Annotated in this window: 19 protein-coding genes, 1 tRNA gene and 2 pseudogenes; 12 read left to right on the top strand and 10 right to left on the bottom strand. The window is 62.7% G+C overall.

Annotated elements, in window-relative coordinates; all coding sequences use genetic code 11:
* Positions 1–202 precede the first annotated feature (202 nt).
* The 3 genes from AArcCO_RS05115 (at position 203) to AArcCO_RS05105 (ending at position 3,621) form a co-directional block, all read left to right on the top strand.
* Complete coding sequence (locus AArcCO_RS05115; RefSeq protein ID WP_259535356.1) at positions 203–1,507, top strand: phosphoglucose isomerase-related protein; 1,305 nt, start codon at positions 203–205, stop codon at positions 1,505–1,507.
* A gap of 55 nt (positions 1,508–1,562) precedes the next feature.
* Positions 1,563–2,318: a CPBP family intramembrane glutamic endopeptidase gene (locus tag AArcCO_RS05110; protein WP_259535355.1), complete on the top strand. Its 756-nt coding sequence runs from the start codon at positions 1,563–1,565 to the stop codon at positions 2,316–2,318.
* Positions 2,319–2,382: 64 nt separating this feature from the next.
* The gene (locus AArcCO_RS05105; RefSeq protein ID WP_259535354.1) at positions 2,383–3,621 is read left to right on the top strand and encodes a mandelate racemase/muconate lactonizing enzyme family protein; all 1,239 of its coding nucleotides are present in this window, start codon (positions 2,383–2,385) and stop codon (positions 3,619–3,621) included.
* Positions 3,622–3,663: 42 nt separating this feature from the next.
* Here the strand turns inward: AArcCO_RS05105 and AArcCO_RS05100 are convergent, their stop codons facing one another.
* The 5 genes from AArcCO_RS05100 to AArcCO_RS05080 all read right to left on the bottom strand — a co-directional run bounded on the left by AArcCO_RS05100 (position 3,664) and on the right by AArcCO_RS05080 (position 9,931).
* Positions 3,664–5,076: an ABC transporter ATP-binding protein gene (locus tag AArcCO_RS05100; protein ID WP_259535353.1), complete on the bottom strand. Its 1,413-nt coding sequence runs from the start codon at positions 5,074–5,076 to the stop codon at positions 3,664–3,666.
* Positions 5,069–6,193, bottom strand: a complete 1,125-nt coding sequence (locus tag AArcCO_RS05095) for an ABC transporter ATP-binding protein (RefSeq protein WP_259535352.1) — start codon at positions 6,191–6,193, stop codon at positions 5,069–5,071. Before AArcCO_RS05095 ends, AArcCO_RS05100 begins: the two co-directional genes overlap by 8 nt.
* Positions 6,194–6,202: 9 nt before the next feature.
* On the bottom strand, positions 6,203–7,189 hold the full coding sequence (locus AArcCO_RS05090; RefSeq protein ID WP_259535351.1) for an ABC transporter permease: 987 nt from the start codon (positions 7,187–7,189) through the stop codon (positions 6,203–6,205).
* Between the two features lie 33 nt (positions 7,190–7,222).
* Positions 7,223–8,212, bottom strand: a complete 990-nt coding sequence (locus AArcCO_RS05085) for an ABC transporter permease (RefSeq protein WP_259536527.1) — start codon at positions 8,210–8,212, stop codon at positions 7,223–7,225.
* A gap of 114 nt (positions 8,213–8,326) precedes the next feature.
* Positions 8,327–9,931: an ABC transporter substrate-binding protein gene (locus AArcCO_RS05080; RefSeq protein WP_259535350.1), complete on the bottom strand. Its 1,605-nt coding sequence runs from the start codon at positions 9,929–9,931 to the stop codon at positions 8,327–8,329.
* Between the two features lie 478 nt (positions 9,932–10,409).
* On the opposite strand from AArcCO_RS05080, the gene AArcCO_RS05075 reads away from it, so the two are divergent.
* Positions 10,410–10,494 (top strand) — tRNA-Leu (locus AArcCO_RS05075).
* A gap of 317 nt (positions 10,495–10,811) precedes the next feature.
* On the opposite strand, the gene AArcCO_RS05070 is transcribed toward AArcCO_RS05075, so the two are convergent.
* Positions 10,812–10,997 carry an HVO_0416 family zinc finger protein gene (locus tag AArcCO_RS05070; RefSeq protein ID WP_259535349.1) on the bottom strand — a complete coding sequence of 62 codons (186 nt, stop codon included), beginning with the start codon at positions 10,995–10,997 and terminating at the stop codon, positions 10,812–10,814.
* Between the two features lie 122 nt (positions 10,998–11,119).
* Here AArcCO_RS05070 and pyrF point away from each other — a divergent pair, with 122 nt between their 5' ends.
* On the top strand, positions 11,120–11,965 hold the full coding sequence (gene pyrF / locus AArcCO_RS05065; RefSeq protein WP_259535348.1) for an orotidine-5'-phosphate decarboxylase: 846 nt from the start codon (positions 11,120–11,122) through the stop codon (positions 11,963–11,965).
* 7 nt (positions 11,966–11,972) lie between these two features.
* Here the strand turns inward: pyrF and AArcCO_RS05060 are convergent, their stop codons facing one another.
* Positions 11,973–12,116, bottom strand: coding sequence for a hypothetical protein (locus tag AArcCO_RS05060; protein ID WP_259535347.1), 144 nt, complete (start codon positions 12,114–12,116; stop codon positions 11,973–11,975).
* Positions 12,117–12,225: 109 nt separating this feature from the next.
* Here AArcCO_RS05060 and AArcCO_RS05055 point away from each other — a divergent pair, with 109 nt between their 5' ends.
* Positions 12,226–12,735 carry a J domain-containing protein gene (locus AArcCO_RS05055; RefSeq protein ID WP_259535346.1) on the top strand — a complete coding sequence of 170 codons (510 nt, stop codon included), beginning with the start codon at positions 12,226–12,228 and terminating at the stop codon, positions 12,733–12,735.
* 43 nt (positions 12,736–12,778) lie between these two features.
* On the opposite strand, the gene menD is transcribed toward AArcCO_RS05055, so the two are convergent.
* On the bottom strand, positions 12,779–14,647 hold the full coding sequence (menD, locus tag AArcCO_RS05050) for a 2-succinyl-5-enolpyruvyl-6-hydroxy-3-cyclohexene-1-carboxylic-acid synthase (RefSeq protein ID WP_259535345.1): 1,869 nt from the start codon (positions 14,645–14,647) through the stop codon (positions 12,779–12,781).
* A gap of 79 nt (positions 14,648–14,726) precedes the next feature.
* On the opposite strand from menD, the pseudogene AArcCO_RS05045 reads away from it, so the two are divergent.
* The 4 genes and pseudogenes from AArcCO_RS05045 to AArcCO_RS05030 form a co-directional block, all read left to right on the top strand.
* Positions 14,727–15,356: pseudogene (locus AArcCO_RS05045) on the top strand (nucleotide exchange factor GrpE); the annotation flags it as partial.
* Positions 15,357–15,557: 201 nt separating this feature from the next.
* Entirely contained in the window at positions 15,558–15,860 is a 303-nt protein-coding gene (locus AArcCO_RS05040; protein WP_259535344.1) for a zinc ribbon domain-containing protein, read from the top strand.
* 84 nt (positions 15,861–15,944) lie between these two features.
* Positions 15,945–16,595, top strand: coding sequence for a phosphate ABC transporter permease (locus tag AArcCO_RS05035; RefSeq protein WP_259535343.1), 651 nt, complete (start codon positions 15,945–15,947; stop codon positions 16,593–16,595).
* A gap of 13 nt (positions 16,596–16,608) precedes the next feature.
* Complete coding sequence (locus AArcCO_RS05030; RefSeq protein WP_259535342.1) at positions 16,609–17,283, top strand: isochorismatase family protein; 675 nt, start codon at positions 16,609–16,611, stop codon at positions 17,281–17,283.
* An 18-nt stretch (positions 17,284–17,301) separates the two neighbouring features.
* On the opposite strand, the gene AArcCO_RS05025 is transcribed toward AArcCO_RS05030, so the two are convergent.
* The gene (locus AArcCO_RS05025; protein WP_259535341.1) at positions 17,302–17,997 is read right to left on the bottom strand and encodes a hypothetical protein; all 696 of its coding nucleotides are present in this window, start codon (positions 17,995–17,997) and stop codon (positions 17,302–17,304) included.
* 478 nt (positions 17,998–18,475) lie between these two features.
* Here AArcCO_RS05025 and AArcCO_RS05020 point away from each other — a divergent pair.
* Positions 18,476–18,734 (top strand): annotated as a pseudogene (locus AArcCO_RS05020) (NAD-dependent epimerase/dehydratase family protein); the annotation flags it as partial.
* Between the two features lie 100 nt (positions 18,735–18,834).
* Positions 18,835–19,836: a hypothetical protein gene (locus AArcCO_RS05015; protein WP_259535339.1), complete on the top strand. Its 1,002-nt coding sequence runs from the start codon at positions 18,835–18,837 to the stop codon at positions 19,834–19,836.
* Positions 19,837–19,983: 147 nt separating this feature from the next.
* On the opposite strand, the gene AArcCO_RS05010 is transcribed toward AArcCO_RS05015, so the two are convergent.
* On the bottom strand, positions 19,984–20,889 hold the full coding sequence (locus AArcCO_RS05010; RefSeq protein WP_259535338.1) for a glycosyltransferase family 2 protein: 906 nt from the start codon (positions 20,887–20,889) through the stop codon (positions 19,984–19,986).
* Between the last annotated feature and the right edge of the window lie 535 nt (positions 20,890–21,424).

The raw sequence follows: 21,424 nt of genomic DNA, 5'->3' as shown, positions 1-21,424 counted from the left end.
GCGCCGTGTGACTCACGTCCCGCATCGTTGCGTTGTTTGCCATTGTGCACGTTCATAGCACGGACGTAATATATAAACTCACCGGGGGGATTGGCTATTACATTCCTTATCAAATAAGGTCCCTTATATTCGTCGGCCGGTCCCGCGAGTGAGCGGAGCGGAGACGAGACAACTTAAGTGGCGACGACGCACCGAATGAGCCATGAACGTCGACATCGGGAACGCGCTCGAAACCTCGCCTGGAGTCTCCAGGGACGGCCTGGAACGGCTCGATCGTCGGGTCGAACGCGCCCACGAGCGAATTCAAGCCGGGCGGGAGAGCGACGACCACGGATTCGCTGCGTTGAACCTCCCCGAGCGGTGCGACCCGACGGAGATCGAAGACACCGTGGCTCCGTTCGGGCAGCCGAGTGCCGTCGTGACCGTGGGGATCGGTGGTAGCGCTCTGGGGGCGGCGACGTTTTCGGCTGCGCTGGAAAGCGAGGTCGACGCCTACTTCCTCGATAACGTGGATCCGGTCCACGTCCGTCGCCTGCTGTCGTCGCTGCCGCTCGATGAGACCGTGCTCAACGTCGTCTCGAAGTCGGGGACGACCGCCGAAACACTCGCGAACTTTCTGGTCGTCAGGGACGCGATGCAACGGGCGTCGGTGGACTGGACCGATCGAACGTTCGTGACGACCGGGCCGTCTGGCAACCTGCGCGAGCTCGCTGAGAAACACGATCTGCCCGCCCTCGAGGTCCCGGAGGGCGTCCCGGGCCGCTTCGCTGTGCTCTCGCCGGTGGGACTGGCGTGTGCAGCGATACAGGGCCACGATCTCGAGGCGATCCTGGAGGGCGGCTCGAGGGCCGCCGACCGGTTGGACCGAGCCGGTGCCGGATCGCTGTTCGAGACGCCCGCCTACGCCTACGGCGCGGTGACGTACGCGCTCGCCCAGCGGGGCGCCGCCGTCAACGCCGTGATGCCGTACGCGGAGTCGCTGGAGACGTTCGCAGAGTGGTTCGCACAGTTGTGGGCCGAAAGCCTCGGGAAAGACGGGCTCGGCCAGACACCTGCACGCGCACTGGGCGCGACCGACCAACACTCACAGCTCCAGTTGTATCGGGCCGGTCCACGGGACAAACTGGTGACGCTCGTTCGGCCGACCGACCGCCCGGACCGCGACATCCCCGAGACGGATCTCGAAGGGTTGTCGTATCTCGGTGGATCGACGCTGGGGGAGCTACTCGACGCAGAGTTCGAGGCGACGGAAGCGAGCCTGGCGGCAGCCGATCGTCCCTCCGTGCGGATCGAGATCGATCGCGTGGACGAACGCTCCCTCGGGGAACTGCTGTACGCAATGGAGGCTGCCTGTGTGTTGCACGGTGAACTCGCCTCGGTGGACACGTTCGTCCAGCCGGCCGTCGAGTGGGGGAAACGTGCCGCCAGAGGGCTGCTCGGTGGCGGGGACTTCCCGGAAGCCGAGGCGGTACGGGACAAGGAGACGTTGATCGTCGACGGAAACTGATCGTCGACGGGAACTGATCGACGCTCCTTTGGGACGCCGACGCGTAGGCTGACCGATGAGCGAATCGCCCGAGTCCGAAGGTGTCGGGACGTTCGGCCCCGCACTCTACCGGCTCACGCAGGCTGTCGCCGTCGTGTTGGCCGCGTTCGCGGGTGCGGTCGCGGTCGCGGGCGGGGGGATCGGTGTCCTGATTTCCGGCGGGATCGTCGAACCGGAGACGATCGGCTACCACCTCGCGTTGACGGTGTTGCAGTTCGTGGGATTCGGCGTCGGGATCGTCGGCTACGTCGCGATCACCGACGATCGGGAACTGATTTCGTATCGTCTCCCGACGCGGTTCGGCTGGGGACTGATCGGCGTCGGCATCGTCGTGTTGCTGATCGTCCAGTTCGCCTTCGGGTTCGTTCTTTCGGAGTTCGGGCTCGAGGCGGGTGAAAACCAGGTGGTCCTCATCGGAAGGGAGAACCCGCAGTTCTTCCTGTACATGATCCTGGTGTCGATCCTCGTGGTCGGCCCAGTCGAGGAGCTACTGTTCCGCGGAGTGGTGCAAGGGCTGCTCCGGCGGGCGGTGTCCGCATGGCCCGCGATCGTACTGGCGGCGGCGTTTTTCGGCCTCGTTCACGTGTGGGCCGTCCAGGGAACGATCGGACAACAACTCGTGTACGCAGTAGTCGCTACCGTGCTCGGAATCGTCCTCGGCTACCTGTACGAGCGGACGGGCAACATCGTTGTCCCGGGCCTCGCACACGGACTGTACAACGCGGTCTTGTTCGCGATCCAGTACGTCGCCGTTACCCGGGCGTTTATCTGACCGCGCTAGACGGGTAGGGGAGTGTTACCAAAGGTTTACACGCTCACGAGTGAATGAACTCCCCATGAGCAGAGACTACGCGGAGCTACACGATCCGAACGCGGAGTACACGATGCGGGAGCTCTCGGCGGAGACGATGGATGTGACCGCCGAACGGGGCGGGGGACGCGACGTCGAGATCACGGACGTTCAAACGACGATGGTGGACGGCAACTTCCCGTGGACACTCGTGCGGGTGTACACCGACGCGGGGATCGTCGGGACTGGCGAGGCGTACTGGGGGGCGGGCGTGCCCGAACTCATCGAACGGATGAAGCCGTTCGTCGTTGGGGAAAACCCCCTGGACATCGATCGGCTCTACGAGCACCTGATCCAGAAGATGTCCGGGGAGGGATCCGTCGAGGGCGTCACCGTCACCGCCATCTCCGGCATCGAGGTGGCGTTGCACGACCTCGCGGGGAAGATCCTCGAGCTTCCGGCCTATCAGCTGCTCGGCGGGAAGTATCGCGACGAGGTCCGGGTGTACAACGACTGTCACACAGAGGAGGAGGCAGACCCCGAGGCGTGTGCCGACGAGGCAGAACGGGTCGTCGAGGAGCTCGGCTACGACGCGTTGAAGTTCGACCTCGATGTCCCCTCGGGCTTCGAGAAGGACCGGGCGAACCGGCACCTCCGGCCGGGCGAGATCCGCCACAAGGCAGAGATCGTCGAGAAAGTTACCGAGCGGGTGAAGGATCGGGCCGACGTCGCGTTCGACTGTCACTGGACGTTCTCGGGCGGGTCGGCAAAGCGGCTCGCGGCCGAAATCGAGGAGTACGACGTCTGGTGGCTCGAGGACCCTGTCCCGCCGGAGAACCTTCAGGTACAGGAAGAAGTCACCAAGTCGACGACCACGCCGATCGCGGTCGGCGAGAACCGCTATCGGGTCACCGAGGAGCGCCGCCTCATCGAGAACGGCGCGGTCGACATCGTCGCCCCGGACCTACCGAAGGTCGGCGGGATGCGCGAAACACGGAAGATCGCCGACGTCGCAAACCAGTACTACGTTCCGGTGGCGATGCACAACGTCGCCTCGCCGGTGGCGACGATGGCAGCAGCTCACGTCGCCACGGCGGTGCCGAACTCGCTTGCCGTGGAGTTCCACAGTTACGAGCTCGACTGGTGGGATGACCTCGTCGAGGAGACGGTTATCGAGGGCGGCTCCATCACGGTGCCCGAAGAGCCGGGACTCGGCGTGACGCTGGACATGAACGCCGTAGAAGAGCATATGGTCGACGGCGAGGAGTTGTTCGATCCGGCGTGAGCCGGATCGAGCTCGGAAATCTTCGATTTCCGACGAAAGTCGTCAGTCGTCAGAACCGAGGATTCCAACGCCGGTATCTTCCTCGGCTGAGCCACCCAGAACCTCGTCGCTGACGTCCGTTCCGTCCTCCTGATGGAGGTGACACGCGGCGTAGTGACGCGACGTGCCGTACTCCGTTTCGACCTCGTAGGCCGGCTCCTCGCGGGCACAGATGCTCTGCTCGGCAAAGGAGTCGATGAGAAGCGTCCCGGCCTCCACCCACTCTTCCGCCGAGAGATGCTGGAACGCCTCCTCGACGATTCCGCCGGCGTCGCCGTCCGGCACGCCGTCCTCGAAGTACTCCTCCCGGATCCGGGAGCCGTCGGTGACGTCGAAGGTTCGCCGGTCTACTGCCCGCGTGAACTCCCGGACGTCCTCCCACTCGCCGTCCGACATGTCGAATCCGTCGGGCTGGATCAGCTTCGGACACCGGGTCCGGAACCGACAGCCCGACGGCGGATCCAGTGGCGACGGCACGTCGCCTTTCAACACTCCGCGCTTGCCCTCCGACCGCGGATCCGGCACCGGAATCGAGTCGAGCAGCGCCTTCGTGTACGGGTGTTGTGGGTTCTCGTACAGCTCCTCTTTGTCCGCCAGTTCCACGAGCTTCCCGAGATACATCACCGCGACTCGATCCGATATGTACCGGATGACAGAAAGGTCGTGGGCGATGAACAGGTACGTGAGGTCGAACTCCTCCTGGAGCTGCTCCATCGTGTTGAGCACCTGCGCCTGGATCGAGACGTCCAGCGCGGAGACGGGCTCGTCACAGACGATGAAGTCCGGGTTCACCGACAGCGCCCGCGCGAGGTTGACCCGCTGGCGCTGGCCCCCGGAAAAGGCGTGCGGATAGCGGTTGTAGTGCTGGGGATCGAGACCGACTTTCTCGAGCAGCTCCCTCGCGCGGGCTTCCCGTCCCTCCTCGTCGAGCATCCCGTGGGCCTTCATCGGCTCCTCGACGATCGGCCCGACCTTCATCCGGGGGTCGAGCGACGACTGGGGGTCCTGGAAGATCATCTGCATCTCCTTGCGCCGCGTCCGGAGCGGCTCCCCCGACAGCGTCGCCAGGTCCTCACCTTTGAAGTAGACGCTACCGTCCGTGGGTTTCAACAGGCGCAACACCGTCCGGGCGAGCGTCGACTTCCCGCAGCCCGACTCGCCGACCAGCCCCAGCGTCTCGCCTTTCTTGATGTCGAAGGAGACGTCGTCGACGGCTTTCACCTGTCGATCCTCACGTCGGAGGTACGGGAACTCGTCGTCGACGGTGACGTTCCCGAACAGGCTGTCGGTGTCGCTGAAGTATTTCTTCAGGCCCTCGACCCTGACCAGCGGCTCGCCCTCGTCGACTTCCCTGTCGACGCCGGGCGTCGACAGGGAATCGTCCTCGAAGTCGAAGCCGGCGTCGGCGTCACTCATTGGCCTCGCCCTCCTGTCGGCCGGCAAAGCCGGCGCTGAACCCGCCGGTTGCCTCCGTGTTCAGTGGTCGGCTCTCCTCGTACCCGACGTCGAAGGCGTCGTACTTCACGCAGGCGACGTTGTGACGCTCGGCCGACGCTCCGAGGTCCCGCGGTTCGGGATGCACCTCCGTACACACCTCGCGGGCTTCCGGACAGCGCGGGTGGAACCGACAGCCGGACGGCGGATTGATCGCCTCCGGCATCACGCCCTTGATGGGGTCGAGCTCGTCGACGGTCTCGTCCGGGCGGGGCATCGAGTTCAAAAGCGCCACCGTGTACGGGTGCATCGTCTCGTAGAACATCTCGTCGACGTCCGCCTGTTCGATGATCTCGCCGAGATACATCACGTTCACGCGGTCGGCGATCTCGGCGATGACGCTCATGTCGTGGGTTACCCAGATGAACGCGGTGCTGTACTTCTCCTGGAGGTCCTCGACGAGATCCAGGATCTGCCCCTCGACCGTGACGTCGAGTGCGGTCGTCGGCTCGTCGGCGATGATCAGGTCCGGCTGGCAGGCGAGCGCCATCGCGATCAGTACGCGCTGGCGCATCCCCCCGGAGAACTGGTGTGGATACTCGTCGTATCGGGCCACCGGATCGGGAATGCCCACCTCCCGGAGCATGTCGATGGCCTCCTGTTTGGCCGCTTTTTTGTCGAGATCCCGGTTCAGCTCGATGAACTCGCGAAGCTGCCCGCCGACGGTGAACACCGGGTTCAACGACTCCATTGGGTCCTGGAAGATGATCGCGATCTCCCGGCCCCGGATCTCCTTGCGCATCTGTTCGTTCGAGAGCATCTCATCGCGGGGACTGAGCTCGCCGTCGGGGCCCTCCTCGAAGCCGATCAGCGTCCGGCCCTTGAACGTGACCTCGCCGTCGACGATCTCTCCGGGGCTCTCGACGAGCCTGAGGAGACTGGAGGTCGCGACGCTTTTGCCCGCGCCCGACTCCCCCACGAGTCCGACGATCTCCCCCTCGTGGACGTCAAAGGAGATGCCGTCGACCGCCCGAACGGTTCCTTCTTCGGTGAAAAACTGGGTCTTGAGGTTTTCGACGCTGAGTAGTGGTTCGGACATATATCGATCTCAGTTGTTGATTCGTGGATCCAGCGCGTCCTGCAGACCGTCGCCGAGGATGTTGAATCCGATCACCGTGATCAGAATCGCCAGCCCCGGCCAGAGACTGAACGTGGGCGCCGGCAGCATGTAGTGGCGCGACTCCGAGAGCATCTGTCCCCACGACGGGGTCGGCGGCTGCGCGCCGAACCCGAGGAACGACAGGCCGGCGACGATCAAGATACTCACCCCGATCTGGAGCGTCGCTTGCACCAGCACCGGCGCGAAGCTGTTGGGAATGATGTGTCTGAGGATGATGTTGCGATCCTTTACCCCCGCCGCTCTCGCGGCCTCGATGTAGTCCTCCTCGCGGATCGAGACGACCCGCGACCGAATGAGCCGGTTGAAGATCGGGATCGCGGTGATCCCGACGCCGACCATCGCGAACGTCAGGTTGCGGCCGAACGCGACCATGAACGCGATCACGAGCACCAGGAACGGGATGGCGTAGATCGTCTCCGTGACCCGCTGGAGGATGTCGTCGACCCAGCCGCCGTAGTAGCCCGACACCGCCCCGATGAGCGTCCCGCCGACCAGCCCGATCGCGGTGGCCATGAAGCCGACCGTGATCGCAATCCGGGTGCCGTAGATGAGCCGAATGAGGATGTCCCGCCCCCGGTGGTCGGTTCCCATCGGATGTTCGAGCACCCCCTCGCCGAACTGGTTTTCCATACCGAGCGGCGGCAACAGTCGGTTTACCTCGTCGGGGTCGCGGGCGGGGTGGTACCAGACGGAATCGGCGATCGCGTAATCGAAGACGAAGTAGTCGATCGAAGCGTAGAGCGCAACGATCGTGACGAAGCCGACCACGAAGATGCCGATTCGGGCGGTCGTGTCGCGTTTGACCTGTTTGAGCGTGTATTTGAGGCCGACGCGAGCTTCGACTTCGCCGACGCCGCCCTCGGAGTCCTCCCCGGGGGAGAACTCGTCGGTTTGAGATTCGGTTCCAGTTGCCATCAGTCGTCACCCTCCATTATTCGTCCCCCTCCATTATTCGTCACCGTAGGTAACCCGCGGGTCGATGTACGCGTACGCGATGTCAGTGATGATGACGCCGATCACGAACGCGAACCCGAACATGAACGTCGTGCCCATGATGAGCTCGTAATCCAGGTTGTTGATCGCCGTAATGATCAGCCGGCCCATCCCCTGGATCTCGAAGACGGTCTCGATCAGCACCGAGCCACCGAGCGCCGTCGAGAGGCCGAGCCCGACGATCGTGATCACGGGAAGCTGTGCGACCTGGAACGCGTGTTTCCGGACGATCGTCGTCTCGGAGACGCCGTAGGCCCGGGCGAGTTTGACGTACTCGCCCTGCAGCGATTCGACCATCGACGACCGCTCGATGCGCGTGATCTGGGCCATCTGGAGCGTCCCCAGCGCGATCATCGGCATGATCAGGTGATACAGCGACGTCGTGATCACGTCGATCTGCGTCTCGGCTCCCCTCACGTCCCCGGGCGCCTCCCACGGCAATGGGAGGCCGCGTGCCGGGAACCACCCGAGGTGGAACGCGAAGACGATGATCAACATCAGGCCGATCCAGAACGACGGCGTCGACACGCCGATCAGCGAGACGATCCGAGCGACGTGATCGGTGGGCTTGTTCCGCCGCTTCGCCGAGATGACCCCCAGCGGGATCGCCGTGGCGATCGCGAACGCGAACGCCGAGATCGTGAGGTACAGCGTCACGGGCAGGCGAAGCATGATCATCTCGAGGACCGGACGATCGTAGTAGAGACTGTATCCCAGATCGCCCATCATCACGCCCTGAAGGTACGTGAGATAGCGTTCGTGGAGCGGCCGATCCAGCCCGTATTTGGCCTGGATGAGCTCGACGCGTTCCTGGGCGGGTGACGGCCCAAGCATGATCGAGATCGGATCACCCGGAATCTGGTTCGCCAGGAAGAACGTTATCGTGATGATTCCGATCAACACAGGGACCGCCTGCGCGAACCGCCAGATCGTGTAACGCAGCAGGCTCACGGAAGATCACCGGTGTGAACTGAGGTCATGGCTCGTACTCGCAGTCGCAACTTGGAAAACCTCGCAAACGCAAGGCTAAATACTCTTCGGGAAGCCCCGGCCGTTACATCACTCGACCGAGACGTTGTTGTGCTCGCTGAACACCCGGGTGACGCTGGAGATCGGGTGCGCGTGATAGTCGTCGACGCGTCCGCTGATGCCGTAGGAGTTTTGCAGGTTGTACGCCGGTAGGTGGACGCGTTCCTCGAGGAGTTCGGTCGTCGCCTCGATGTACAGCTGGCGGCGTTCCTCGCGGTCGGCCGACCGCCGGGCCTCTGTGATCTTGTCGGAGGCCTCGTCGTAGTCGTGGAACGTTCCGTTGGTGACACCTTCGACTTCCTGGGACAGCAAATGGTACGCGAACGCGTCGGGGTCCGGACTGCCGGACCAGCCGAGGGTGTACATGTTGAAGTCGTCCTCGTCGCCGCTCTGGTACGCCTCGGTGAACGTCCCCCAGTCGAGACGCTGCACTTCGACGTTGTCGAAACCGACGTTCTGCAGGCCGTCGCCGATCGAGACGCCGATCTGTTCGCGCATGTCGTCCGGCGGGACGATGATCCGCCAGTCGTAATCCCAGTCGACGCCGGCTTGCTCGAACAGGTCCTCTGCCGCATCGAGGTCCCGGTCGTGTTCGATGTCTCCCCACTCGTCGATCGGGAAGTCCCACTCCTCGGAAATCGACAGCGGATACGGACTCACCTGGCGAACCCCGGCCGGTTCGACGAAGTTCTCGATCGCCTGATCCATCGAGAACACGTAGTCGACCGCCTCGCGGACGACCGGATCCGCAGTCGGGCCTTCACCACAGTTGAACGCGAGGTAGAAGTATCCGACCCCCGGCTCCTCGTCGATCGTGGCGTCTTCGATGCCGCGAACGGTTTCGTACAACTGCGGCGGGATCGTCTCGATGATGTCGTTGTCGCCCGTCTGGAGACTGGTGACGCGGGTCGTCTGCTCCTCGATGGGATCGAACTCGATACGTGCGAGATTTGGGTAGCCGATCCGGTCACCGTCCCAGTAGTCGTCCCAGCGCTCGACCGTGGCGAAGTCTTCCTGGTCCCAGTCGACAAGCTGGAACGGTCCGGAGCCGACGGGGTCGACGTTGTAGGCCTCGCGATCCTCTGTCCGTACACTCTCGTTTACGACGTATCGCACCAGCGTCGTTTCGAAGGCACCATACGGGAACTCCAGGTCGAACTGGACGGTGGTTTCGTCGATGACTTCCGCGCTTTCCACCATATCGACTTCCGCGGCGTTTTCGGTCTCCTCCTCGTAGGGAGCCCGGACCGTGTGGATGACGTCTTCGGCAGTCACCGGATCGCCGTTCTGGAACTCCGCGTCGTCGCGGATCGGAACGATAAATCGAGTTCCGTCGCGTTCGACCGTGGGTTGATCGCTCGCGATTTTCGGATCGATCCCCACGCCGAGATCGTACTCGTATAACCCGTCATATAGCTGCCCGATGATCTGGACGGATGGAACGTCGTTCGCGACGATCGGATCGAGGTCGAGAGGGCCTTTGACCTGTGCGAAATACAGCTCCTGGTCCGGAAGCTCCTCACCCGGTTCCGTTCCGTTGCCGTTCTCGCCGGGGTCTTCCCCGTTGTCGTCAGCCGGTTCGTCGCCGAGACAGCCGGCCAAGCCGACTGCCCCGCCCGCGCCGACGTACTTCATTACGTCGCGCCGGGACAGGTCCTTGATATGGGACAATTTATCACTCATGGTTGATGGTATGCGGTACCAAGCAGCTATTCCAAGTTTACCTATATAAGTATTTCGTTTCGTGTAATCTATCGATTACAGGTTTCGGAAGATCAACCCGTTTCCGTGTCAATTCTTCGGCCGTTCGAACCGCTCTCATTTCTTCGGCCGTTCGAACCGCTCTCATTTCTTCGGCCGTTCGAACCGCTCTCATTTCTTCGGCCGTTCGAACCGCTCTCATTTCTTCGGCCGTTCGAACCGCTCTCATTTCTTCGGCCGTTCGAACCGCTCTCATTTCTTCGGCCGTTCGAACCGCTCTCATTTCTTCGGCCGTTCGAACCGCTCTCATTTCTTCGGCCGTTCGAACCGCTCTCGTCGGAACAGTCGGGTAGGATGATTCGGCCACCCGATCCGGAAGGCCCTTTTCAGTCGAGGACGAACCGTCGGACGGGCGGGGGTGGCCGAGCCTGGCCAAAGGCGGCGGACTTAAGATCCGCTCTCGAAGGAGTTCGAGGGTTCGAATCCCTTCCCCCGCACTCTCCATTGCCGAGCGCTGCTCGTCGGCGCCACGAAGGAAGTCCGAACACGGAGCAGTGGGTAACCGGCGAGACGAATTCAAAAGGGGATAGAAACGAACCCGCGTGACCGGAAAACGGTCGACGCGGGCACGCGCCGCCCTGAATGGTCCCCGCTGACGCTTCGGCCCTCCAAGCGAAGCGTCACGAGGTACTGATAGCGGGGACAACTTAAGTTTGCCGGGGGCGGCAGCAATTTTGGATACCGAGCCGACACTGTCGGGGACAGTAGCCGAAAAAATCAGTCGCGTCGAAAACGATCGCGTCCGTTCGTCCTGTCAGGCCGCACCCGGATGCCAGCCGCATACCGAGCACTCCGTCGACGATTCGTCGTTGAGACCGCCGCACTCCGGGCACTGCTTTTTGTTATACGAATATTCCCATCGCGTCTCCGCCATTTCGTGGCCGCGGTCCGAAAGGAATTCGTCGAACAGCTCGTCGTCGGCACTCGGTGCAGAGGCCATACATGTTACGATATACCACACCGCTACTTCAACTTTGTGGGGGACTCTCACAGAGGGAGAACCGGGCGGCAGTGCCCCGTCGAATCGCGGGCCTATTTAGGGATCGCTGTCGAGGAGACCGTATGAACTTCTTCGAGGATCTCCGGGATCGCATCCGGATGATCGACAGCGTCGTGTCGGTGGGGCTGGATCCGGATCCGCACAGGCTTCCGGGAGCAGTCGCCGATCGAGACCTCCCGCGGTTCGCGTTCAACCGACGGATCGTCGATGCGACCCACGAACACGCCGCCTGCTACAAGCCGAACGCCGCCTTTTACGAGGGCCCGGACGGCTGGCGGGCGCTCGAGGAGACGGTCGCGTACGCCCACGGAAAGGGGGTTCCGGTGCTCCTGGACGCGAAACGGGCGGACATCGGAAACACGACGCGCCAATACGCCGAGGTGCTGGAGTGGGTCGACGCGATAACCGTCAACCCGTATCTCGGTCGGGACTCGTTGCAGCCGTTCCTGGACCGCCACGACAGTGGGGTGTTCGTGCTGTGTCGGACCTCCAATCCCGGCGGCGCGGATCTCCAGGATCTCGAACTCGAAACCGGGGAGCCGGTGTATCGCCGGGTCGCCGCTCTCGCTGATCTCTGGAACGAGGGCGACAACGTCGGACTCGTCGTCGGCGCGACCGCCCCCGAGGAACTGGAGACGCTCCGGAACGAGGTCCCGGACCTGCCGTTTCTGGTTCCGGGAATCGGCGCCCAGGGAGGGGACGCGGAGGCTGCAGTCGAACACGGGCTAATCGATCGCGATGGGGTGGACGTCGGCCTGGTGAATTCCTCGCGCGGGATCATCTTCGCCGGCGAGGACGCCGTCGGCGCGACGGGAGCGGACGTCACCGATGCCGAACTCGACCGGTACGTGAACGCGGCCGGCGACGCCGCGAAACGGCTCAAAAAAGAACTGAACCGGTACCGGTAGCCCGACTTCACTGGGTCGCGCCCGCAGCGCAGTCAGTACAGATCGCCTCCATCGTCCGGAAGTGTTCTTCACAGACGAATTGCCCGCAGAGCCGGCAGGTGTGACGCCCGGGACGGGATTCACAGATCTGACAGACGCCGCTGACGCTCATGTATCGGCGTACGTCGGCGGGAATCGTATACGTTCGGGTCGGGTGCCAACAGTTCGCCTCGCCGAAATCCGCCCGAGAACCTTACGGGCGTCCGCCCCCAACGAACCCTGTGCACCGAGAGGCGATCGTCGTCGGACTCGCAGCAGTCATGGGTGGGATGACTGCGTTCATGCTCGTGGTCGCCGTCGTCGTTTCCCCGTTCTTTTTCCTTCTGTCGGTGCCGTTCGGGGGCGCGACGTACGTGATGTGGCAACACGCAACGGGTCGTCTCTCCTTCGATCAGGCTCGGGCGTCAACAGTCGGAGGTGTGCGTTTCGGACCCGAAGGCCCGGAGGAGACCCGCGGGCAACGGGGCGAACGAGATCGACGTGCAGAACGCAACCGGAGGCGCGCCTACCAGTCGAACGGAACGGGGGCGGGATCGGGGACGCAGAGGGGGAACCGTTTCTCGAAACGCGAGGCATTCCAGACGCTCGAGATCGAACCGGACGCGTCGGCCGACGCGATACGGCGTGCCTATCGGCGTCGAGTAAAGGAATCTCACCCCGACACCGACTCCGGCAGCCGGGAGGAGTTCAAGCGCGTCAATCGCGCGTACGAACGGCTTCGTGAAGAGTGACGTTCGTGAAGAGTGGTGTCGGCGACTCCGTACGAGGGCCGAGCTAGCCGGTCTGGGTTTCTTTCACGACCCGTTCGCGTACAGCCCCCTCGAGAGCCTCCCGCGCGCGATGACCCGCTTTCGCGTCCGTCCGAAGTTCGACGACGTGTGATCCCTCGGCGGCGATCGCCGCCGAGAGGCACTCCCGAAACGTCTCCCGAGGAGACTCGAGGTCGCTTTCGGGTCTCGCGTCGACGCGGGCAAACGAGACGCCGTACAGCCCCTCGCTCGGCTCGAAATCGAGGCCGTGTGGGGTTTTGAACTGCCGGGTGAACGGCGGATCGAACCGCTCGATGGGGAGCTTGTGGAAGATCCCGCCGCCGTCGTTGTTGACGAGTACAAACGTCGCTTCGACCTCGCACCGCGCGAGCGCCAACAGCCCGTTCATGTCGTGGTAAAAGGCCAGATCACCGAGCACACAGACCAGATCGTCGGTCGTTCCGCTGCCCGCCCCCAGCGCCGTCGAGACGATCCCGTCGATGCCCGACGCCCCACGATTTCCGAGCATCGTCACGGCGCTCGAGTCGGCGGCCGCAAAGCGGTCGGCGTCGCGGATCGGCATGGAGTTGGACACGAACACCGTCGCGGGGTCGGGCGCGAGATCGACGACGTCGGACAGCACCCAACCCTCGTAGAGGGCTTGTCCCTCCGTCCCGTCCCGTTCGTCCCCGTCAACGATCCACTGGTGGGCCGTCTCGAAGTGGATCCTGTCCGCCGTCTCCCAGCGTCTACGCCACTCCTCTTTCCCGGCGGATCGGCCCTGGAGCAACTCGGCGAGTCGAGCGCACAGACGGGACGGATCGGCGACGACGAGATCCGTCGCGGAAAACTCCGCCTCCCGCCAGCCACCGGCGGGGTCGACGACGAACTGGTCGGCTCCCGACCGGGCGAGATACTTCCGGAGCGATTTCGACGTCGGAGACGCCCCGAGTCGGAGTACGACGTCCGGCGCCGGCCACTCGTCGGCCGGGCTGGCCAGTGCATCCTCCGAGTCGGCGGTCAGGTAGCCGTCGTACCCCGAAATCACCGGCGCTACCCTCACGTGGCCGCCGAACCGAAGTCCGGAGAGCGGATCTGCGAGTATCGGATAGCCGGTCGCGTGCGAGAGTGCGACGATCGATTCCCGATCGAATCCAGGGGGATCGGCCGGCCCCGCGACGATGAGCCCCCGTTCCGCCTCGAGGTTCTGTGCCACCGCCCGGAGCGATCGCTCGTCGAGTTCCGGCGTCCCGGCGGTTCGATCGACAAACGGTTCGACCGTCGACGTGGAGGCTCGTCGCCCTTCTGCGGCCACGGGCTCCAGATCCGCGGGCACGTCGCCGTCGACCGGAGTCGGTTCAAGCGGTTTCGCGAACGGCACGTTCAGGTGAACCGGTCCGGCAGGCGTCCCCTCCGCCGCCGAGAGGGCACGGGCGACAGTCGTACGGAGCGATCTGAGCTTTCTCGGGGCGGCTTCCGGTTCCGGGAGGTCCTTGTAGTACCGGGCCGCGTTGCCGTAGAGCTTCTCCTGGTCGACTGTCTGGTTCGCTCCGGAGTCGCGCAGTTCCGGCGGCCGGTCGGCAGTGAGCGCGAGCAACGGCACGCGGGCGCGATCCGCCTCGAGCACCGCCGGATGGTAGTTCGCCGCCGCAGTCCCCGACGTGCACACGAGCGGCGTCACCCGACCGGTACGCCGCGCCCGGCCCAGAGCGAAAAACGCCGACGAGCGCTCGTCGAGGTGAGAGAAGACGTGAACGTCGTCGTGGTTCGCGAACGCGACGGCCAGCGGCGTGGATCGGCTTCCCGGCGTGACACAGGCGGTGTCGACCCCCGCGGCAACCAGCTCCTCGACGATCGCTGCCGCCCACAGCGCGTTTCGGTTCGGTGCGGTCATGCCGCGTAGTTCGTCGCTGCCCGTGAAATAGGTCGGCGGTTTCTGAACTCTTAAGCCGGGGCGTGCGTATCCTTCGAACATGACCGAGCAAGCCGGCGACGACACCCGGGAGACCGACACCGAGTCGACGTCGGAGGCAGCCGAGTCGACGTCGGCTGACGGAGACGTCGTCGACCGCGAGACTGAGTTCGTCGAACGGGTCGCCACACACGACGAGGAACTGGCCGAGGCCGTCGAAGATCGGCTCAGCGAGCTGGAAGGGAGAGTCGAAACGCTCGAGGAGGAACTCGAGGAGAGATCCAAGGAAGTCGAGGACTTGGTGAGCCGGCTGAAGCGCAAACAGGCCGACTTCCAGAACTTCAAGAAACGACAGGAGAAGAAACGCGACCAGCTCCGGGAACGGGCGACCGAAGAGCTGGTCGAACGACTCCTTCCGGTTCGAGACAACCTGATGCGAGCCCTCGAGCAGGAGGAGGAGGCAGACATCCGTCCCGGCGTCGAATCCACGCTGGAGCAGTTCGACGACGTGCTCGAGGAGGAAAACGTCGACGTAATCGATCCGGAACCCGGCGAGGAGGTCGATCCCCAACGTCACGAAGTGATGTTGAAAGTCGACTCTGGAGCGCCCGAAGACACGATCGCCGAACTGTACCAGCCGGGGTACGAGATGGGAGAGAAAGTGCTTCGCGCGGCCCAGGTGACCGTGAGCAACGGCGCGGAAACCGAGGAAGAAGTCGACAACTCGGACGGCGACGAGCGGCACGCCGAGCGGGAGGGCGCCGACGGCGCGGACCCCGAGCGGCATGCCGACCGGGAACACGTCGACGGAAGCGAGTCCCGGGCGACCGACGAAACCGAAGACACAGACGGAGACAGGGAGAGCTAAGAGGGGACCGAACTCCCGCCAATTATGCCCCGTGACAACCGCGAGCCACGGGCGCGACGTCGCTGTTTCGCCTGCGGCGAGCCGATCTCGCGAGGCACCAAAACGTGCCCACACTGCGAGGAGGTCCAGCCGTCGGGAGTGCTGTCGATCGTGCTCGCAACAGTCGGAGTGTTCACCTTCCTGATCGGGTTTCTCGTCGGGATGTTCTCGATCGGGATGAGCAGCATCGTCGGGTTCGTGATCGCGATCGTCGGGCTCGCGCTCGCGGTCGGATCCTACAGCCGGTATCTCGACATCAAGGCCGCCAAATACGGACGCCCGCGGTGATCGGAGACGTCCGTCGCGGGCGTCACAGCAAGCAAGCAGTGGCCGTCCGTCGACTTTTATAGGATCCCGAAAGAACACCTCCGTATGGTCACCCCAGTCGACGTCGGACTCGTCCTCGCAGGGCTGTTGCTCGCGTTCGTCGGGGCGGCGCTTTCGGTGTACGCCGTCACGCTCGCCGGTTTCCTCGTCGGCGCGGGAACCGGGTACGTCTTCGCACCGTCGCTGCTCGGTGTCGTCGGAGCCGAGGGTCTGGTCGCGACCGCGGGAATCGTGGTCGTCGTCGGTTTGGTCGGGGCGTTCCTCGCGTACGCGGGTCTCTCGTTTGCAGTGATGGGGATCGGGGGAATCGTCGGCGCGTTCATCGCCCGGTTCGCCGTGGCGCCGATCTACGTCGCCGGGACGTGGGAAACCGCAGCGGTCACCGTCGTCGGCCTCGTGGTCGGCGCGCTGTTCGGCCTGGTCGCGACCAAGCTGACGCTGGTGTTCACAAGCGGCTTCATCGGCTCGGCGTTCGCGACCCGGTCGCTGACGCTCGCCGAGTTCCAGGCCGCCCAGGAGACGCTGTCGATCGAGCCGTTGATCTTCGACATGCTCTCGCCGCTGTTTTTGGCGGTGTTCGTTCTGGGGGTGCTGTTCCAGGTCGGGCTGTTCCGGTTCGGATACGTGACCAAACTCGTCGGGATCGTCCCGGGCGCGCGACGGTGGACAGCGGGAGAAGACAAGAGCGGATCGTAACGGAGCCGGTTGGATGAACAGGAACGGCGCGTACTACGTCCCGGACGTGATCCCGGATTCGGACCTCGAGTACTTCGAGACGGAGGGGGAAACTTCGCGGACCGCCGCATGGGGTGATTCGCCCGCCGTCCTCGTCGTGGATCTGACGCTTGCGTTCATCGAAGAACGACCGGAAGTCAGCCAGCCGTGCGTGGAGTCGACCGCGGAGCTCCTGGCGACGGCGCGGGACGTCGACGTTCCGGTCGTGTACGCGGTTCCGACACCCGCCGGCACGTATCCCCGGGAGTATCGGAAGCCAACGATACGATCCGTCGAGGGAACGCCGGACGAGGAGCATCGACAGTGGGTAGAGAAACTCGACGAGATCCCCCCCGAAGTTGAACCGCAGGAGAGCGAACAGGTGTTCGAAAAACCCCGTGCGAGTGCCTTCTTCGACACGCACCTGTCGAACTACCTGCACCACTACGGGATCGACACCCTGATCATTTGCGGGATGTCGACGAGTGGCTGCGTCCGGGCGACCGTGGTTGACGGCCACTCCAGCAACTTCCGGATGATCGTGCCGCCGGAGTGCGTGGCGGACCGATCGGTGGTCTCACACGAGGTGTCGCTGTTCGACATGGAGATGAAGTATGCCGACGTCACACCGCTTTTAGCGGTCACGGACCGGCTCCAGAAGAAGAATTGACGCGGTATAGGGAGCGTGTCAGTTTGTCACGGGCGCGAGATCCGATGTATCCGCGTAGTCACACTCCTGCAGGATCGGACACCCGAGACAGGAGTGAAATCCCGGCACCTGGGTCACGCTGGAGCCCATACCGACGACACCGCTGATCGTCTTGTTCGGGACGTTCAGGCCGTTGTCCAGTAGCGAGACCCCGATCTCATCCGTCGGGAGCGTTTCGAACACGTACCGGCGGTTCGAGAGCGGCCAGTCGTAGCCGCCGTCCCCGGGCGTGAACAGCCGCGTGGTGTTCCAGCCGTTTTTCTCGGCGACGTCCCGGATCTCGTCGCCCACGGTTTCCGTGATGACAGTCAACGCCACGTTTTCGACGGCGTCGCGAACGAACCCCTCGAAGAGTTGCGGCGCCTCGTCTTCCTCGTCCGACAGCTCGCCCACGGTTACGACCACGCTACAGACGTATTCTGCATCCAGCAAGAGTTCCGGCGGCTCGTAGGCAGCGATGCCGGAGTCGTCGGTCTCGAGGATTCGGTACATTCCACGCGGTTCGATCTCCGCAAGGACCGCCGGTCGCACCTCGGCGACCGCATCCCGCAGTTTCCCCGCTGCATGCCGCGAGTCCATCCACGTCGGAAACGGCGGCCGGTCCAGGATCTCATCGATCGGCAAGTCAATGGCTATCTCCTCCAGATGGCGGACCTCCCCCACCGTTAGGGACATGCCCATAAGAGCCCTTGTTGGGTCTTAATGGTTCTCGGTGTTGTGACCTCCTCCACGGCCTGAAGGCCGTGGCATCTGGCCACCGGATGACTGCCGTGCCGAACCACGGCATTCCGGTTCCAACCCGCACTCAGAGGGAACCGGCAGCATACCGGCGAAACTCTCGTTTTCACCCTCGCTGTAGGGCTGTGACCCGGTCACGCAGGCCCCATCGGAATCGATGTCATCGCCGTGTGACGAACAGACCGCGTTCGTCACCGCCCCTTGTCTGTTGGGGGCCGGCATCTCACCGATTCCGTAGCAGTTTCCAGTACGCCGGGGCACGACAAAAACGTTTGGTCGGTCATCCAGTCCCGGCACAGTACGGTGGTTTGTGTGTCCTGAGTGTCCGCTTGACCCCCGCCTGTTCGCTCCTCGGTTCCGACAGAGCGTCGGAACACTCGTCACTCACGGGAAGGCGGGGGTATGCGCTCGTATCTCTATCATCTCCCAGTTTGCCGATAAGATAGTAAACGGGAACTCGCCCGAGATCTACGGGGACGGGACACAGACGCGTGACTTCGTCCACGTCGAGGGGCGTCGTTCGCGGAGTCGAACTCGCTGCGGCTCACGACCTTGACGGTATCTACAACCTGGGAACAGGCGAACAACACAGCTTCAATACGGCCGTCGAGACGTTGTGTGACACTCTCGAACGCGATGTCACACCCCAGTACGTCGAGAATCCGATCCCCGAAGAGCAGTAAGGTTACGTTCGCCAAAGAACAGGATTTCAACGGCTTCAAGCTTCAAGTAGTTAGTGTATAACATTGCAAGTTCGGACCGTTATTGCGGTCGATGACGGGGGAAGAAACCGAAGGAGAAGGTCATGGATCGAGAGCATTCCCGAGAAGAAGAGTGTTGCGAACGCTGGGAGGGATATCGCTAGTCGGGATCGGCGGTACCGGATCGGCGTCCGCCCGGGGCCCACCTAAGGGGACGGGTAACGGTGGTCCACCGAACGGCAACGGCGGGAGGCCGCCCGACCACGCCGGCGGTCCACCGGACGACGAAAGAGGCCCGCCGCAAAGCGATGACGAGGACCGCACGATCGAATGGGGTGGACAGGGAAGTGAGCACGCCGAACAGGACTGTCCCGAGCAAGATGGATGCTGGTATTGGGTACTGACGCCTGGAGGACCAGAAGAGTTCGAGGAGGTCAACGAACTCGAGGTGACGTACGAGGATGGAGATACCGAGACGTACGATGAGTGGGTGCAGCGAGGGAATGGGGCCTATCAGATCGAGGTATGCAAGAACGATGGCGGAACCGTAGAGGATGCTTTTGTCGATGTGACAGGCGGCGGTCGGAACGCACTGCTCACCATAAGCGACGGCGAGTGTAAGGGACCCGTGTACTGGCAAGTCGACTTCGGTCTCGGGTTGAGCCCACCCGAGGTACCGAAATACGAACCCGAAGACTTCCTAATGGCTGCAGTGGGGAACTCGGATCGCGTCAGCTTCAATCCGTCCTGCACTTTTCCGAAGGAGGACAAAATCGATCTCCTCGACAGAGAGTTCGACTTCGACGACGAGGACAACCCGACCCATGTCAGCGTCAGATTTGAGGTCGTTTCCGATGAGGAGCTCGACCTGCATCTGGCCGTCTTCATTCGGCCCCCGCGTGATCTCACCGAGGAGTTCGACGTCAAAGAGGTCGAAGAAGCTGCCAAGGATGGGGAATGTCCAATAGATGCTGACGATGTCGATGTCGAAGAACAAGTGGAGTTCGGGGTAGCAAGTGGTACTTTCGGATCCGGAGAACAACATACGCTGGAAATCGATCTTCCCACACCCTAAGACTCGAAAATCGAGTACCGACAATCCGTCTCTTCGATCCCTCGTCAGTGGATTGGAGAGTACTTTCGACGGTCAGTGTCCGGGCCCGCCGTTCTACTTCGGTTCGACACGCGAGGACACGAATCTTATCATGGACAGGGAGAGTGGCTACGGAGTTCCCCTTGCGGCTGCGTATACACGGCTCGCTGCGGTCAATCCGAGGCGGCCGAAAACGGACGCCGCGGCCTCGATAGCCTTTATGTGCCTGTTTTCGTCGTCATAATACGCGGATTTGGCGAAACACAGGGTCGCCATCGGTGACCACGGGCGCTGTTTCAGGTAGGCCTTTCCCTGTTTCTCGTACCAGTCGGCGAATACGGACCGTCTGATCTCCGGATACTGATCGTAAAGTTCCTTTTGGTTTCGGACGACCCGCATCACCTCCTCGAACCTCTTCAGCCCAACCCACTTCGAACTCGCTTCTCTCCGGTACACGGCAAGACACTCGTCGACGTAATCAAACTCGGTTCGTTTTGCCAGTTCGATCTTCAGATCTGGATCGCCCGCATTCGTAGCCAATGGCAGGCAATCGATGAGAACGTCACGCTCCATGAGCATTGACCCGGTCCACAGGGGAAAATCCTGGAATCGCAGTGTATGCTCCAGTATATCGCCAGCCACGTCCGGATTCGGGTAGTATTTTTCGTCTTCTTTGATAACGCCACAGTAGGAGACGCCGACGTCAGGGTTCTCCCCGAGGACTGCAGCCGTCTTGGTTAGTTTCCCGTCAAGAAGGAGGTCGTCGTCATCGAGAAACTGGACGTACTCGCCCGTCGAGGCCGCGATTCCTGTTGTGTATGCTGCTCCCCAATCCCCCTCTTTGCTCCGGTATATCGGGCGATCCACGACACTCTCGTACGCTTCCAATACAGGGCGGGCATGTTCCGCACCCGAATCGTCGACGACGACGAGTTCGACGGGTTCGTAGTCCTGGTTGGCGACGCTTTCAATGGCCTCCGATAGTAGATTATTCCGATAATACGTGGCGATGATTACTGAGATTTTCGGAGGCATGCGTGGAGTTGTAGGACAGCGAGCTGTTTGGTAATGAATATACTAAGATCGCTGTAACAACAAGAGAGTAAACCAACCAGTTTAAAATATCCTGTAAGATGAGAGGGTGCCGTAATGAAATCGTCGAACAGGTACTGAAGAGTTCTCTCAGCGACTCCTTCTGAGGATGGGACGAAGGAGCGTTGACTCTCTGGTCCACCACCTGACAATCTGTTTTCTCCCAGAGAGGGCATCAGTTTTTCAAAGGCGACGATGATTATCGACGTTAGTCGATACAAAGACGTCTGGTGAATAGCTACTCGTCCGCGCTGGTTGTCTGTCCGATACGTGAGCGGAGCAGGACGACAGAGACGGCCCCCAACAGTACGACGGCGATGAGTTTGGTTTTACTCATACTCAGTTTGTTTCGGCCAGTCCGAATTAACTAATCGTGTCATAACAGTGTATTCCGTTCTCGCACGCTGTAGTCTATTCGTCACTAGCGTGGGGGGACGCCCGCCCAAGACAGGATGTTTTGACCGTTCAGGGCATTATG

The sequence above is a fragment of the Halalkaliarchaeum sp. AArc-CO genome, assembly GCF_024972735.1.
GTDB lineage: Archaea > Halobacteriota > Halobacteria > Halobacteriales > Haloferacaceae > Halalkaliarchaeum.
The sequence above is the reverse complement of the archived record's forward strand: the minus strand, read 5'-3'. Positions and strand labels throughout refer to the sequence as shown.